The sequence below is a fragment of the Clostridium sp. genome (assembly GCF_051656525.1).
In the GTDB taxonomy this organism is placed as follows: Bacteria; Bacillota; Clostridia; order Clostridiales; family Clostridiaceae; genus Clostridium.
Map to the genome: position 1 here is coordinate 70734 of NZ_JBOGCC010000093.1, position 13718 is coordinate 84451.

Annotated in this window: 20 protein-coding genes; all 20 read right to left on the minus strand. The window is 31.1% G+C overall.

Annotated features, from left to right (window positions below):
• Window positions 1-70 precede the first annotated feature (70 nt).
• The 20 genes from ACRDDY_RS03920 to ACRDDY_RS04015 all read right to left on the minus strand — a co-directional run bounded on the left by ACRDDY_RS03920 (window position 71) and on the right by ACRDDY_RS04015 (window position 13534).
• Complete coding sequence (locus ACRDDY_RS03920; RefSeq protein WP_438563664.1) at window positions 71-1237, minus strand: hypothetical protein; 1167 nt, start codon at window positions 1235-1237, stop codon at window positions 71-73.
• Between the two features lie 29 nt (window positions 1238-1266).
• A complete protein-coding gene (locus ACRDDY_RS03925) occupies window positions 1267-1962 on the minus strand; it encodes a hypothetical protein (RefSeq protein WP_438563665.1) in 696 nt (231 codons plus the stop codon).
• Entirely contained in the window at window positions 1963-2493 is a 531-nt protein-coding gene (locus ACRDDY_RS03930; RefSeq protein WP_438563666.1) for a hypothetical protein, read from the minus strand.
• The gene (locus tag ACRDDY_RS03935) at window positions 2483-2806 is read right to left on the minus strand and encodes a hypothetical protein (protein WP_438563667.1); all 324 of its coding nucleotides are present in this window, start codon (window positions 2804-2806) and stop codon (window positions 2483-2485) included. The genes ACRDDY_RS03930 and ACRDDY_RS03935 overlap by 11 nt, the downstream gene beginning before the upstream one ends.
• Window positions 2807-2810: 4 nt before the next feature.
• On the minus strand, window positions 2811-3071 hold the full coding sequence (locus ACRDDY_RS03940; protein ID WP_438563668.1) for a hypothetical protein: 261 nt from the start codon (window positions 3069-3071) through the stop codon (window positions 2811-2813).
• 8 nt (window positions 3072-3079) lie between these two features.
• Window positions 3080-3310: a hypothetical protein gene (locus ACRDDY_RS03945; protein WP_438563669.1), complete on the minus strand. Its 231-nt coding sequence runs from the start codon at window positions 3308-3310 to the stop codon at window positions 3080-3082.
• Between the two features lie 71 nt (window positions 3311-3381).
• Entirely contained in the window at window positions 3382-4548 is a 1167-nt protein-coding gene (locus ACRDDY_RS03950; RefSeq protein ID WP_438563670.1) for a hypothetical protein, read from the minus strand.
• 27 nt (window positions 4549-4575) lie between these two features.
• A complete protein-coding gene (locus ACRDDY_RS03955) occupies window positions 4576-5028 on the minus strand; it encodes a hypothetical protein (protein WP_438563671.1) in 453 nt (150 codons plus the stop codon).
• A gap of 14 nt (window positions 5029-5042) precedes the next feature.
• Window positions 5043-5585, minus strand: coding sequence for a hypothetical protein (locus ACRDDY_RS03960; protein WP_438563672.1), 543 nt, complete (start codon window positions 5583-5585; stop codon window positions 5043-5045).
• Window positions 5586-5625: 40 nt separating this feature from the next.
• Window positions 5626-6435 carry a hypothetical protein gene (locus ACRDDY_RS03965; protein WP_438563673.1) on the minus strand — a complete coding sequence of 270 codons (810 nt, stop codon included), beginning with the start codon at window positions 6433-6435 and terminating at the stop codon, window positions 5626-5628.
• A 20-nt stretch (window positions 6436-6455) separates the two neighbouring features.
• Entirely contained in the window at window positions 6456-7961 is a 1506-nt protein-coding gene (locus ACRDDY_RS03970; RefSeq protein WP_438563674.1) for a hypothetical protein, read from the minus strand.
• Window positions 7962-7976: 15 nt separating this feature from the next.
• Window positions 7977-9137, minus strand: a complete 1161-nt coding sequence (locus ACRDDY_RS03975) for a hypothetical protein (RefSeq protein ID WP_438563675.1) — start codon at window positions 9135-9137, stop codon at window positions 7977-7979.
• Window positions 9138-9474: 337 nt separating this feature from the next.
• On the minus strand, window positions 9475-10134 hold the full coding sequence (locus ACRDDY_RS03980) for a hypothetical protein (RefSeq protein ID WP_438563676.1): 660 nt from the start codon (window positions 10132-10134) through the stop codon (window positions 9475-9477).
• A gap of 2 nt (window positions 10135-10136) precedes the next feature.
• On the minus strand, window positions 10137-10832 hold the full coding sequence (locus ACRDDY_RS03985) for a hypothetical protein (RefSeq protein WP_438563677.1): 696 nt from the start codon (window positions 10830-10832) through the stop codon (window positions 10137-10139).
• Window positions 10832-11350 (minus strand): hypothetical protein, encoded by a 519-nt coding sequence (locus ACRDDY_RS03990; RefSeq protein WP_438563678.1) that lies wholly within the window; start codon window positions 11348-11350, stop codon window positions 10832-10834. The genes ACRDDY_RS03985 and ACRDDY_RS03990 overlap by 1 nt, the downstream gene beginning before the upstream one ends.
• A 66-nt stretch (window positions 11351-11416) precedes the next feature.
• Window positions 11417-11638, minus strand: coding sequence for a KTSC domain-containing protein (locus tag ACRDDY_RS03995; RefSeq protein WP_438563679.1), 222 nt, complete (start codon window positions 11636-11638; stop codon window positions 11417-11419).
• A gap of 144 nt (window positions 11639-11782) precedes the next feature.
• Window positions 11783-12292, minus strand: a complete 510-nt coding sequence (locus ACRDDY_RS04000) for a hypothetical protein (protein ID WP_438563680.1) — start codon at window positions 12290-12292, stop codon at window positions 11783-11785.
• 68 nt (window positions 12293-12360) lie between these two features.
• Window positions 12361-12531: a hypothetical protein gene (locus ACRDDY_RS04005; RefSeq protein WP_438563681.1), complete on the minus strand. Its 171-nt coding sequence runs from the start codon at window positions 12529-12531 to the stop codon at window positions 12361-12363.
• A 72-nt stretch (window positions 12532-12603) separates the two neighbouring features.
• On the minus strand, window positions 12604-13389 hold the full coding sequence (locus tag ACRDDY_RS04010; protein WP_438563682.1) for a BRO-N domain-containing protein: 786 nt from the start codon (window positions 13387-13389) through the stop codon (window positions 12604-12606).
• Window position 13390: 1 nt separating this feature from the next.
• Window positions 13391-13534: a ribbon-helix-helix protein, CopG family gene (locus tag ACRDDY_RS04015; RefSeq protein WP_438563683.1), complete on the minus strand. Its 144-nt coding sequence runs from the start codon at window positions 13532-13534 to the stop codon at window positions 13391-13393.
• Window positions 13535-13718 lie beyond the last annotated feature (184 nt).

Here is a 13718-nt window from a genome sequence, read left to right on the forward strand (position 1 = left end):
TTTTATAGTTCAGCTGTGAACTTTAAGGCTGTCCCTTCTGAGGACTCATCTCTTTGAACGTACAGCCTAGTTATAAAAGTTTTGGTCTTCCTACTGGAATAGCATCTGGTGTTACATAAGTTTCATATTCTCCAGAATCTCTGTTGAATAACATAACCTCAATATAATGTTGCTTTTTACCAGCATCTAAACTGAAATCAACAGCCTTTCCATCTGCTCCCACTACAACAAAAACATTTCCTACTGTTGAAGCTTTTGCAGTTACATCTATCTTTCTAGCAAGAATTCTAGTTCCTGTTTGAATTTTAGTTGTTAATGTATTTTCTGCTTCCCATGCTGAAGCTGTTTTCTTTTTAAAAGTTATTGTTCCGTCTGCTGAAACCACACAAGCAATATTACCTGTAACTCCACCAGTTGGCTCTGCTCCAATGCAAATAGAATCTACTTCAAATTCTCTTAATTTCGAAGCATCGTTTTTAGGTGCTCCTTCTACAGTTTCCCAGAAATATCCTTTTCTTTCAGATAAGTCGCAACCTCTTGTCATTGTTAATGAGAATGAGTTGATATCTCCTTCTGTATAGTCTAGAGCTGACTTTCCTAATATAGCAAACATTCTGTTTACAGATGTTCCACTTCCTGCTACTGATAAAAACTCAGCACAAAGAGTTTTGTATTCTCTGTTTAATGAATCAGAAAATGGGTTTCTTTTTAATAAAGGCTCACCAGTTATTGAATCTGTAGCTCCTGCTTGTTTAATAAAAGCTCCTTCATTGTAATATAAATACATCCACGGTTGTTTAACCTCATGTGGTCTAGCTATATCAGAAGTTTCTTTTACTGTTCCATTTGTACCAACTGGAACTAATGAATCTTCTCCATTATAAAACCCTTCTCCATTGAAAAGTGCTAATAATTTTGACTTAGAACCTTGTCCTAGAGCATCTCCAATATAAATATAATCCTCTTGGAATCCAAAAGAAATATCTCCTGCTGGTTCTTGCTCATTTGTTGTTACTTGTCCTGCGATTTTACCAGAGTTAGTATTAGCAGTAACCTTATCATACATACCTGTTGACATGTTGTTCATTGAATAACTTGCTGGTTCTCTAGTTGTAATTAAGTTAGCTAGTAAAACTATTTTTTTCTTAGTTAAGTTTTTAGCTGGAGCTGATACAACTATTTCGCCACCAGTTCTTCCCACGAACTGTTCATTTCTTTCACCTAAAACATTCGGCATTTTATCACTTCCTTTTAATATTTTTGTTGTTATACAATGGTTTTAAGAAGCACCGTACCTCTCATTACCCTGTTTGACTTGTTGTAATCGTGTATATCAAATCTACAATTATCTTCTATGTACACGATAGATTTTGTTTTCTCATAGTTTTCATCTAATAATAAAAAATCTCTTCTTAATGTAGATTGTATTTGGTCAATATAATAATTTGTCAAATCTCCATTTTCATCATTAAACGTGAATAAAACTAAGTCATATCTCCTTAGTTTTGAAGTTATATTCCTATTCTTTGTAGTTGATATCGTTGACACTGCGTATATTTCAACTTTATTTTCACCAACACTTTCTACATTTTCAACAATTAGTACCTCTGTTTTAAACTTAAAAGTTTTATCTGAGATTGGATTTTCAAATTCGATAACTCCAGTTGTAGGGTCATAACTAGATATGACATTACTTATAACTTTTTTATCAAACTCTACTTCAAGTCCACTTACATCTCCTACAATTTTTGGTATTTCTTCTTTTCCATATTTATCATATCTCTCATAATCTACCACATATATTGATTTTTTATCTTTGTTTACAAAATCTTTAAACAACATTCTTGGGAATGTCCTCTGAGTTGGCTTAACTTCTTCTAAATGTCCATCATTAACAGTTAAATTTTCTAACTTTAAATCTTCTATTCTTTTTATAAGTGTACTTTTTACTAAATCTTTCATTTAAAACCCCCTAATTCTACCAGTTTCAATGGCTAATAGAATTTTTGTGGTCATTTCATCTATTTCTTTTTCTACATCTTGTAACATACTTGCGTTCATTAAATCGCATACATAATCAACTTGACGTGGAACTAATAATGGGTCTTGCCTAGGATGTGTTAATGAAATCTTTCCATCTTCTGCTTGTCCTGCAAATCCGTCATCAATTATAGATATTTTATAAACACCATTTTCAGTTTTCTCAAATATATAACTTGCATCATCTGGAGTTCTTTTACCATATCTACTTTCCCAATAATTATAAACCGTATGGTCTAATTCTATTGCCAAGTCTGGTCTTTTTAACTCTTTTGATAATATATCTTTAATAACACCTCTAGCCACACCTGTGTCGTATGCTGTCATCATTCCTATATTTTTCATAACATGTGCAATTATATTATCTTTGTTTTTTTGAACTAACTTTGGAATATTATCTCTTACTTTCTTCATATCTCTTATAAACTGTTTTAGACTAATATTATTTCCCATAAATTACTCCATACAATATTAAACAGTCATCAAATCCACCATTTACACTTGGATTAACAACTACATATTCTTGTCTTTTATAAGTTATAGTTTGAAAGCCCGTAAGTGGAATATCTTGTGCCTTTAAATCCTCTAGTAAAATTCTGCATTTTATAGATTGTTTATCTTTAAATATGTCATAAGATATGTCGTCAGCGTTCACTTTGGTAACGCTAGAAGGCACTTCGTATTCTTCACCCGTACTACTCTTCACAACAATGCTTAGACCCACTATTTTACGGTGTTTTGCCATCATATTTGCATGTTTTTGCATTAAATTAGCCATATCTCTTGTCTCTCCCGATAAATAAAAGACCGATTTTATTACTACTTTCTTTTAATTTATCAATTTCACCTTCACAATAAGAAATATATCTGTAATAATAATCCATTTGTTCTTTCAATGTATGTTCCATAATTTCATCATCACCAGATTTAGTCATTTTAACTCCAACAGAATCTCCTGTTATTAGCTCATCTAGTTTTGATTGTGCTTTTTCAATTTGCGTTTCCCAATATTGAATTGTTTTCTCTGCCATTTTACCACCTACTTGGTAACTTTTTTATTTACTGCTTGTTTAACCTCAACAGGCTCAGAATTCCCTGCGTTCAAATCTTTTATTTTTTTAATCATGTCAAGCATAATCATAGAGTTTATAGTCATATCTAAATCTCTTTTAGACTCTCCACTTCCTAGTGCACCTGCAACTGGAATAGGTTCTCCTATTTCTCTAAAATACTCTATTGCTTCTAACTCATACTCTCTAAGTGTCTTCACTAACTTTCCCTCCTAAATATTTTTTTTAGTAATGTGAGGTAGGATTACTCCCACCCCACTATGTTAACTGATTACTCAGCTTTCTCTAAATCATAAGCACCTTGACAAGCTAATGCTAATGCCTCTAATGCAGTAACTCCTACATCAGCCATTTGTCCATTTGCATCTTTAGCTTTGTTTTTAACATCAAGAATAACTCCAGATTCTCTCTTAGTCACATACCACTCTTCTGGGAATATTCTTAATTTAGCACCTTTAACATCTGATAAAGACATGAATGTAGCTATCTTAGTTTGTGGTACAATTCCGAATCCTCTGAATTGAGGAGCTTTTTCAACTCTTCTGAATAATATGTCTTTCTTTCCTTCGTCTAAGAATATGATGAAATCATGTCCTTCTAACTCTGGAACTGGAATCCATTGACAACCAAATGGTCTTGGTACCATAGTTGAATCTAAACCTTCTAACATATGAGTATCTTTATTTCTAGTTGATTGTAATGTATCTCCAATTAAATCATAAATCTTTGAAGGAGAAGCTAATGCCATAACACCTTTTCCAGAATATGTCTTGTATGAAGTTATTAATTGAATTGAGTCAAAAATATCAGATTTAGCTAAAGTATCTCCTTTAATTCCTCTGTAGTGATATTTTTTCTCAGACTTTGCTGTTGGTTTTAAGAATCCTCTTGCTGGTTTTTCTCCTCTTAAGAATCCAAATTTATCAGAATACTCTCCTGTTCCTTGAGCATCGTCTGTTGGTATTTTTGCAGATAAAGATGAACCAGTGATTAATGCACATAGTCTAGAGAAAGCTAAGTATTGAACATATTGCTCAGTAGCAACAGATGTATTTCTTCTAGCTTCTGCATCTAAGTCGATTCCTTCATTTATTGCGTTATACACGTCTGTTTGTGAGTAATCATAAGTCATTACGTTGTATCCAACTGAATGCTTTAATGTAAACTCTTCAATATATTTTTGCATTTGTGGTGCAGATGACTCTAATCCACCTTTTTGGAAGAACACGTTGAAATGTTCAATAGGTAATTTAGCACCTCTTCCTACACCTTCTTGTCTTTCAATTCCTGCTAATAAAGCATTTAATGAATTTAAACCTTGATATCCTTTGTAGTTTCCAATCTCTACTAACTCTAATATATCTTGACCAATTCCCTCATACTTGAAATTAGGGATTAGCGTTGCTGATTCTCTTCCGATTAATACTTGCATATCCATCTTATTACATCACTCCTTTTAATTTTATTATAATTCGCACTTAATTTCTTTTCTGTGTGGACATCCTAAGAATCCAACTTTTATTGCTGTTGCAGATGAAGTTATTGTTAATTTTCCCTTATCTACAAACACTGGAGTTCCGATATCAGAAACTTTCCATTTTCCTCCACCAGCTACACCGTCTAAAGCCTCAACTCCTAGTATATCGAAAGCTCTGTATAACTCTTGGAAATCACCAATTTCTTTTTCGTTCTTTCCATTAGGTAAATATCTAGCATCCTCTATTGTTACTGTAGAACCTTCTGTGATTATTCCCACAGGTCTAATTGTATCAGCACCTTTTTCAACGCTAACTAAAAGACCGTCATTATTGAAACCTACTAAAGTTCCAATTGCAATTTTTTCTGCTAACTCATACTTTCCAATTGGAGTATAAATTCCAACGTTAAGGAAGTTAGTCACACTTCTTCTTTTTATCACTTAATTCACCACCTTTATTTTGTCTCAGTTGGCTTTGCTTTTAAAGCCACTGCTTTTGTTAAAACTTCTTGTCCAAGTTTGCAAATTATTTCTTTTCTAATTGGGTCACCTAAAACTCCAACTTTTACATACTTGTGTGCAGTTGTTACATTTGCAACATCTACGATTAATTCTCCGTTTGATAAGTAAACTGGTACTCCAATTTCTTTTAAAGTCCAAGTATTTACTTTCGCATCACTTGCACCAGAAACCCATACATTTTCTACGTTGATAACTTTAAAACAAGTATATAGGTCTTGGAAATCTCCAACTTCTTTGTAAGCTTTTCCGTTTGGAAGGTATCTTTTATCTTCAATAGTAACCGTAGAACCCTCAGTAATTACACCAATAGGTCTTACGAAGTTAGCATCAGTAATACCTTCAGCAGTAACAAGCTCACCTTGTTCAGTTATACCAACAAGAGTTCCAATCTCTAAATTCCCAGCTTCAGCAACAGGATATTTACCGATTGATGTGTAAGTTCCAATATTTAAAAACGAATCCACACTTCTTCTCACTCTTCGTCACACTCCTTTTCTTTATTTTAAACACAAACTATTAAAGTCCATGTTTTTTCATTAAATCGCCTATTTCCTTTCTCTTTTTATCTGCCTCAGATAACCCTTTTAAAGTTGGGTCTGGCAAATCCTTTTCAATATCTTTCTTTATTCTATCTACAATACTAGGATTGTCTTTAGCTTTGTGTTTTTCCATTTCTTCTTCATGGTTTAATGTTCTTGTCATGAATGATAAAGTTTTCATAGCTTCTTCTGTAGTAGCTTTTCCCTCTTTAACTTCTTGCATTAAAACAGAAATATGATTTTCTAAATAAGGCTTTTCATTTTTTATAGAAGTCATATCTTCAATGAATTTTCTAGAATTCTCAGCTTCTAATTTTTCAGCTTCAATTTTAGCAATCTTTTCATTTAATTCATCAATCTTCTTTTGAGTTTCAAGTTCTTTATTTTTAGCATCTGCTAAGATTTTATCAGCCTTAGCTTGATTTTCTTTTTCCAATCTTAACTTTTCAGCTTCCTTATCTAACTCTGCTTTTTTTACTTTAGCATCAACTGTCAAAGTTGTTTCTTCAAGAGCCTTTAAAGTGTTATCTAACTCAAGTTGTTTTTCTTCTAATTTATTGTTCAACTCAGCCTTTTCTTTGTTTGCACCCTCTAGTTTATCTGTTAATTCTTTAACTAAAGAAGTGTCATTTCCAGTTTGAGTTTCTAAATTTTGCTTTTCTAAATTCAATCTTTCTATAGTAGCAGACATAAGTTGACATTCTATGTCAAATTCATTTAACAGTGCTTTTTCTTCTTCTGTTAAGTCTACTCCATCTTTTCTTTTCTTTATAGCTTGTACTAACATGTTTTCCCTCCTAATTCATTTTAAACTTTTGTATTATTTGCATTTTTAACAGTTCTAGTAACAGATTTAGGTGTTGTCATCTTTTCGATACGTGCATCTTTTTCACCATTAAAGAACTCTTCGTTTATCTCAGTAACTCTTTGTTCAATCTGTTCTTCTGTCATACCTTTCTTCTTCATCAACTCTTGAATAGTTGTTATGTGAGTATTTAAAGCTATTTGGTCATATAATAAATCATCATAAGCTGAGTTTTTAATTATATTGTCTGGTCTTGCAAATGAATAACCATCATCGTAGCTTTCTTCATATAACTTAGCATCTTGAAGTATCATTTTAAAGAATGGTTTAAATGCCTCTATAATATTGTCTATATAAGTTTCTATCTTATTTTGCATTCTACTATTAACTTGTTGATACATTTTAGAACTATCAGAACTTCCTATTTTACTCATCAAAGTAGGATTAGTTAGTCCAACTGTATCATATAAATTATCTACAACAGTTTCATATTCTCTAAATATTGGCTCAGATGAGTTTGTTATTTGAACTACATCCATTTTACCTTGTGATTTCCACTCTAATGGGTCAGCTTTCTCTGGAAACACACTTTCCATTTGAATCATACCACCGATTCTACCGTCACCAGCTATTACCTTACAATCTGTCAAGAATAATTTTGGGAACGCATATTGTCTATGTATTCCTCTTATATCTGTTGTTATTTGGTCTAATCTTAAACAATCATCAATATACTCACTTGCTGGAATCTTAGAAAACTTATCTCCCTCTTTTTTAAAAGAAGGAATGTGGATAATTGGAATCATATTTTTATATGCTCCTAAATTTTTATCCTCATATATTTTAACTTTCTTTTTACCATTGTCATCTTCAATCACATTACCTGTTTCATCTCTTAGATTTCTTATTATAGAAACCTTTCCTTTCTCATATATTGTTGTTACAGTTTCGGAAAACTTAACATTTATTTCTCCTGTTGAGTAATCTACCTCTTCTTCTGAAATATCTTCTCTATAAACATAGGTTTTTGGATTGTTAAATTCATCTAGTAAAATATCTTTCATATTTTCAGTTTTTAAGATTTTAACATTAAACTTTTTAGCTTTAACATCATAGTAATAATGAAGAAATACATCTCCTCCACCTTCTAAAATGTCATAAATCTGTTTATTTAATTGTTTCCACTTTATTTCATTTAAAACTTTTTTAATAATTGCATTTTTCTTTCCATAAGCATCTTTCTTTTTACCAGTTGGAACTGCATGAGAAAGTGTTGGACAGAAAGATACAAACACATTTATTACTTTGTTCATAAATCCATAAGAATGATATAGTTTTTTTCTTTCACTATCTTGTATTGAGCCTTGTGAGTCAACACAAAACATATTACAGAAGTGTTTATAACTATTACCTCTTCTCATGTCATCTATGATTTTCATGGCAACTTGTCTTCTATTCAGACCACCATATTCTTCTGTGGCAACCATACCACTAAGATATGTTGACATTCAATCAACTCCTTTCTATAGCATAGCCCAAACTGTTTGAGCACCTGTGCTTTTTATATCTTCAAACCCTCTAGGTTTGTAATCTTCTTTATAAGAGAATTTTTGTGGCCTTAAAATCCACATTTTTCCACTTCCATCACTCGCTCTTCTTTTTCTTTTATCTTTAGACCTATCTATAATTTCTTTCACACAAATATTAAACAGTGCCAATGAGTTAACATGGTCATCTGTAAATCCATCGCCTTTTGGAGCAAAGTATTGAACTGTTGTTTTTCCATCATTATGTTTTTTAAGCATATACAACATTTCTTCTACTAATTGTTCACTCTCCCAAGATTCAAATTCTTTTAATAATTTTGTTCTTCCGTTATATAAACAACTCTCTAAATATCCGAATAAGAATGACTTATTTTGGTTATAAGCGTAAGGCAGTACCATGATATTCAATCCATGAATTGCCATATATTTATTAAATAGCTGTGTGAACATTTGTCCACCTGCTGATGAACTATCTATCGCAACCATATCTAATTCATATTCTTTACATTTTAAAACACATTTTTCAGCAAACTCTTCTCCTGTTTGTTTCATTCCATCTTTGTTAAATGTTATGATTTCACAAACATCAGACCTATATGTTGAAGTTTTTTCTCTAGTTTTATCATTAAATGACTCTTCTAGGGTTGTTTCTCCTATTGTCATAACCTTATAGTCACCACTAGCTGAAACATCTATTCCTGCAACTTTATATCTAAATTCTCCACCAATTGGTTTTCTTATAGAGTTTTGTAATAAATTATTGTCATCCATTCTTTCTCTTGACATGAATTTACCACCAATATCATCGGTATTCAAATAGTAGTTCCACTGTATTTCTGTATTTTTTATTCCACCACTTGCTGTTTTAACTTTTTTCTCATAGTCATTTTTATAATTCTGTGCCAATGGCTCAGATATTAATTTTCTATGCTTGTAAACATCTGGAAATTGATATAACATTGTTTTTACACCACGACTAGCTTTTGCCCAGTAAAAAACCGAACTCGCATCAGCACAAGGAACACCTGCAAAACAAGTAATACCTCCTGTTGATGATGTAAAGTTAGCCATTGACGTTCTAAATAATTGAGCATCAATTAGTCCTGCTTCATCGAGAACTAATAAGTAAGCAGACAACTCTTACTATTTCTAAATTAAGTCGCAACACTTAACAAAACTGTCTTACAGTTTCTAGACTATATCTTCTTTTACTTTCGTAAACACCCTCTCGTTTCGAGATTCATTAGCTTAATCCCTACAATACTCACTTCACATTGTATTTCAACAATGCTTATTTTTTTTAAGTTTTCTTTAGTCGTTGAACACATATCTTATCTTCGTAAGACACTTCGTAACTGATTAATCAAATTCTACTAGCTTTTACCATACCTAATTTCATTACGTTAGCCACTGTTTACATCACTGCAACAGCTTGGTGTAGTAGTTTTTAAGATACTTCCAGTTTTAGAGAGGTTTATAGACAGCCTATCTGACCGTCTTGTGAACTTCCACATGTTATATTCCTTACTTCTGAGTAAGCAATTCTTGTTCCATCCACAAATTCTTTATCTATCTCAATTAAATCAACATTATCTTTCAACCTTGACTTTGGGTCTAGGTCTTTTGTTATCAATTTATCTCTATGATGTTTGTTATAATGGTCAACAGCATATTGAATTTTAGGTTTAATTTTTTTATACAATTCTTTTACAGCATCATCTTTATAAGACCCCATTACAGCAGTATATCTCATAGTTGGAACATCTACGTATTTTGGCATATATACAACAGCAAATGGAACTATTATTCCTATTAAGAATGATTTTCCTGCTTGTCTTGATATAGCCCATAAAAACATTTCAGAGTTTTTCTCTAATAATGCACGTATTGCCAATATTAATATACTCCATTGCAAAGGAAATAAAGGTTGGGCTATGTCTTTTCCTGTTTTTTTATCTTGTACCTTTGAAACATCTTTTACAAATCTTATTAAATCTTTCCATATAGGATGTGTCATTGGTGTTGCTTGTTTATTTTCAAAATTGTAATCATATCCTATTGGCTCAAATGGTTTGTCTCCAACTTTACCAAATACAACTGAAGATTTAGGGTCTATAAAAATTTGTCTTTTCATAGTTACACCTCTTCGATATCTATAATATCATCTTCATGTCCTTCAAAACTCATAAATGACCCAACTGTTTCTTCCCAATTATTAGCTTCTGTTGTAGCCATATCTTCTTGGTCTTCTCCACTTTGAAGTCTTTCATCTTGCACATTTCTTACAATTTCTTCCATCTTCTTTATATTTTCTTGCATATCTTTCATTATTTTCAACTTAGTTGGAGCGTCATCTATTGCATCTTCTCTAAGCATTTTTTCATACGCATCGTTCATAGCTTGTAGTTTTGTCAAATTTGTTATTCTAAATAATGCTGGATTTATATTTACAGTTTCGAGATATTCTTCTTCACACTTCTTAAAAAATGCTTCCATTTCTAAAGTCCACTCTGAATCCAACAATCTTTCAATTAGCTCTACTGTGGCATCATATCCTTGCATTTCTAACTTATATTGAATCTGAGTTGGCGTAAGCTTCCTAGCTCTATACTCTAATACTTTTCTTACCATATCATCTTGACCCTTTACAGCCAATTCACTATTTTTAGTTTCTAATAACCTATTTGCTTTTGTGACTTCTATCAAAGCAACCTGTTTTTCTTTTTCTAAATCTAGAATCTGTTTCTTCAAATCAAGTACCATAAATATTAAACTTTCTTTTGATTCTCTTGTAAGAACGTGATAGCCTTCTGGCTTTCTTTCAGTAGCCATTATCTCACCTCGATAGAGTCTAAGAGATTCATTATTCTGTTTGTTTCAGATTCTACATCAAGATTTGATAGTTTCCAAATATCTCGCATGTAATTCATGATAATATCGACAGAATATTTTTTAAAGTTTGAGTCTAAATTTAGAATCTTAACCAAGTTAGCTCTTCTAGTTTTTTCATCATTTTGCTTTTTCTTAGAATGTCCTGCATTGTTCTTTCTACTCCACTTTTCAAAATCGGCGTTTGGTTTAAGTCTTTTTGACATAACCGTGTGATAATGGAAGATAGACTCTTCTGTTATTTCTAACTTTTTCTTCCAATAACTTACTGTTCCCATAGAAACCATTAGCTTTTTAGTTGAAAATTTATCCTTTTTGAACAATCCAGTTTTTTCTATAAACTCATCTGAACTCCAAAGTTCTCTGTCAGATACCTTATCTCCAGTTGAGTCAATATAATTTTCTAATAAATACATCTGAAAATCTGATTCAGATATTTTTAATCTTGCTCTTCTTCCCATTTTTACTATCACCACCTTTTAGGAAAAATAAAGTGTAGGAGTAGGAGGGGTCTCCTACACCATACTTCAGTAAACTATTTCGTATTCTTTCGAAGTCCTAATTTTACTGAAAAACAATTCGCCAACAGTCTTCTTTTTCTTTTTATCGAATAAAGAATCGAACTCTTTTTCAGTAACATTTTTATATTTATACATACTTCCTTCATTAAAAATCACAAACAACACATTTTTGCTTGGGTCAAACATTACAACTTTTAAATTTGTTGACTCAACGTGCTTAATTATCATAACATTCACCGCCCGAATATATGTGTAAAAAAATTTTAGCAGAGGTTTTGAATTTTTAAATGCAGACCTCTTCGCTCATCGCAACTGCAACGTAATTATTCCTCTCATAATATGTCATAAATTATGGTACTCTATACCATAGATTTACGATAATTCATCTATTTTTTTCTGAATTTCATTTTTTTCATCTTTTGTTAAATTCAAAGTTTTCATTTGTTCTTTCATTACACTTATTAAAAAATCAGTATCAGAAAGCTCATTATCGTCTTCTTTAAATTCCTTTTCTTTTATGTGCATGTCATAGCAGTCTTCCATTATTGACAAAACATCTATCATTTTCATTTCATTTATTTTATTGTTTGTGTTTTCTATAGATGTTCTAACCGTTTTAACATTCAAACCCAATTGTCTAGCTATACCACTGTATGTCATATTATATTCTGAGTGCATATACCAAGCTAAAGCCGTGTTTTTAGAATATATTGATTGTATATACGCTAATAACATAGATTTGCTATAAAACCTCATCTCTTTTCTAAAAAAATCCTCATTCATAGGATTGCCTTGTATATTAGAACTAGCCAATACATCTAAGATTGTATTTTCTCCTATAAAAACTATGCTCCTATCTTTAAAATTCTCATTCTTTGCCATCTACTTTCCTCCTAAATACAAAAATGCAGAGATTTCTCTCTGCTTTCTTGTTTATATTTTATTTTTTACTACTCACAAACAATCATAACATCTACTCTGTCATCGCCATGTGCGAAATATGTTGTTTCAAATTTAATATCTACCAACTTTTTTCCTTTTAAAAAATCAGAAACACATTTTCCGTTATTTTCTCTTTCTTCTTTTGATGTATTAAGAAAGCTGAAAAATTTAACTTCCATTTAATAATCACCACCTTCTGTATATATTATAACACATTTTAGTTGGTTTGTCAAACAATTTGATAAATAAATTTATATAATTCTAGTACTTCCTTCTCTATTCTTGCATTTTAAAACTCTATTTTCAATATATAAATCATTAGCAAATAAATTTATTCCTTTATTTGTCAATATAATTGTGTGTTTATTTGAATCACCATCACAAACCTCTGTTAAATGCTTAAATATTTTGTGTGGTTTATTCTTTTTCTCAAATATTTCTGTTGGTTTTCCATTTTCATCAAGATAACCATTTCTTTTAAACCCATCTATAAATTGCTCAAATACATCTTTTTGGTTTGGAAACATTTGCTTTAAGTATGTTTCTAAACTTTGGCATCTTCTATTATTATTTAGAGTTATATTTGTGTAATTTCCAAGTTTATCTTTAAGTATTCTGTTTTCTTCTTCTAATTTTTCAAAGTCTTCATTTGTAAAGTTTTTATTATCTATATAGAAATTATTCTTTCTAATAGATGGAAGGATTTCTCCATAAACCCATTCTTGAAACTCCTCAGCCTCTTTTCTATTGCTTCTAAAAACAAGCTGATAAACGCCTATTTCTGTAATCATTGTTAGATTATTGTTTATAACTTCAGACTTCGGAATTTCCGAATTCCCAATGTTTTCAATGGTTCTCACGTATACCTTTTTCTTTTGAGATGGTTTTATGTTTTCTGAAACTGCTGTGCTATAGTTTTGATATCCTAATAATTTCGCTATATCCTTTCCTATAAACATCTCTTTTCCATCTACATCATATACAAAAATCTCTAATCCTAATCTGTTGTTTTCAAATCTAGTTCCTTTTAAATTCATTTTAAATCTCCTCCTCTAATTCTAAATATTCTTTTATTAAATCTTCCACTATTGACGACATACTCTTTTCGTCATCGACAGCTTTGTGTTTAAACATCTTCCATAAATTTTTATCAATGTAAATATTAACTCTTGTTTTATCCATTTTTTTAATCTCCTCCGTTTCTTTTATATTTAAAGAATACCACACTTATACATATATGTCAACAAAATTTTAATTTATTTTAAATTAAAATGTTTTCACACTAATACCTCTTAAAATTATACTAAAATTTAATCCTGTGTGCCACTTTTTAGTACCTAAAACCGATTTAAAAGCATTGAGCCAC

What these genes read in the sequence shown, in the direction of transcription:
- ACRDDY_RS03985 (WP_438563677.1), bottom strand. Translation starts at nt 10,832, where the DNA reads ATGGCTACTGAAAGAAAGCCAGAAGGCTATCACGTTCTTACAAGAGAA.
- ACRDDY_RS03925 (WP_438563665.1), bottom strand. Translation starts at nt 1,962, where the DNA reads ATGAAAGATTTAGTAAAAAGTACACTTATAAAAAGAATAGAAGATTTA.
- ACRDDY_RS03980 (WP_438563676.1), bottom strand. Translation starts at nt 10,134, where the DNA reads ATGAAAAGACAAATTTTTATAGACCCTAAATCTTCAGTTGTATTTGGT.
- ACRDDY_RS03970 (WP_438563674.1), bottom strand. Translation starts at nt 7,961, where the DNA reads ATGTCAACATATCTTAGTGGTATGGTTGCCACAGAAGAATATGGTGGT.
- ACRDDY_RS03990 (WP_438563678.1), bottom strand. Translation starts at nt 11,350, where the DNA reads ATGGGAAGAAGAGCAAGATTAAAAATATCTGAATCAGATTTTCAGATG.
- ACRDDY_RS03950 (WP_438563670.1), bottom strand. Translation starts at nt 4,548, where the DNA reads ATGGATATGCAAGTATTAATCGGAAGAGAATCAGCAACGCTAATCCCT.
- ACRDDY_RS03995 (WP_438563679.1), bottom strand. Translation starts at nt 11,638, where the DNA reads ATGATAATTAAGCACGTTGAGTCAACAAATTTAAAAGTTGTAATGTTT.
- ACRDDY_RS03935 (WP_438563667.1), bottom strand. Translation starts at nt 2,806, where the DNA reads ATGCAAAAACATGCAAATATGATGGCAAAACACCGTAAAATAGTGGGT.
- ACRDDY_RS04015 (WP_438563683.1), bottom strand. Translation starts at nt 13,534, where the DNA reads ATGGATAAAACAAGAGTTAATATTTACATTGATAAAAATTTATGGAAG.
- ACRDDY_RS03920 (WP_438563664.1), bottom strand. Translation starts at nt 1,237, where the DNA reads ATGCCGAATGTTTTAGGTGAAAGAAATGAACAGTTCGTGGGAAGAACT.
- ACRDDY_RS03965 (WP_438563673.1), bottom strand. Translation starts at nt 6,435, where the DNA reads ATGTTAGTACAAGCTATAAAGAAAAGAAAAGATGGAGTAGACTTAACA.
- ACRDDY_RS04010 (WP_438563682.1), bottom strand. Translation starts at nt 13,389, where the DNA reads ATGAATTTAAAAGGAACTAGATTTGAAAACAACAGATTAGGATTAGAG.
- ACRDDY_RS03940 (WP_438563668.1), bottom strand. Translation starts at nt 3,071, where the DNA reads ATGGCAGAGAAAACAATTCAATATTGGGAAACGCAAATTGAAAAAGCA.
- ACRDDY_RS04005 (WP_438563681.1), bottom strand. Translation starts at nt 12,531, where the DNA reads ATGGAAGTTAAATTTTTCAGCTTTCTTAATACATCAAAAGAAGAAAGA.
- ACRDDY_RS04000 (WP_438563680.1), bottom strand. Translation starts at nt 12,292, where the DNA reads ATGGCAAAGAATGAGAATTTTAAAGATAGGAGCATAGTTTTTATAGGA.
- ACRDDY_RS03930 (WP_438563666.1), bottom strand. Translation starts at nt 2,493, where the DNA reads ATGGGAAATAATATTAGTCTAAAACAGTTTATAAGAGATATGAAGAAA.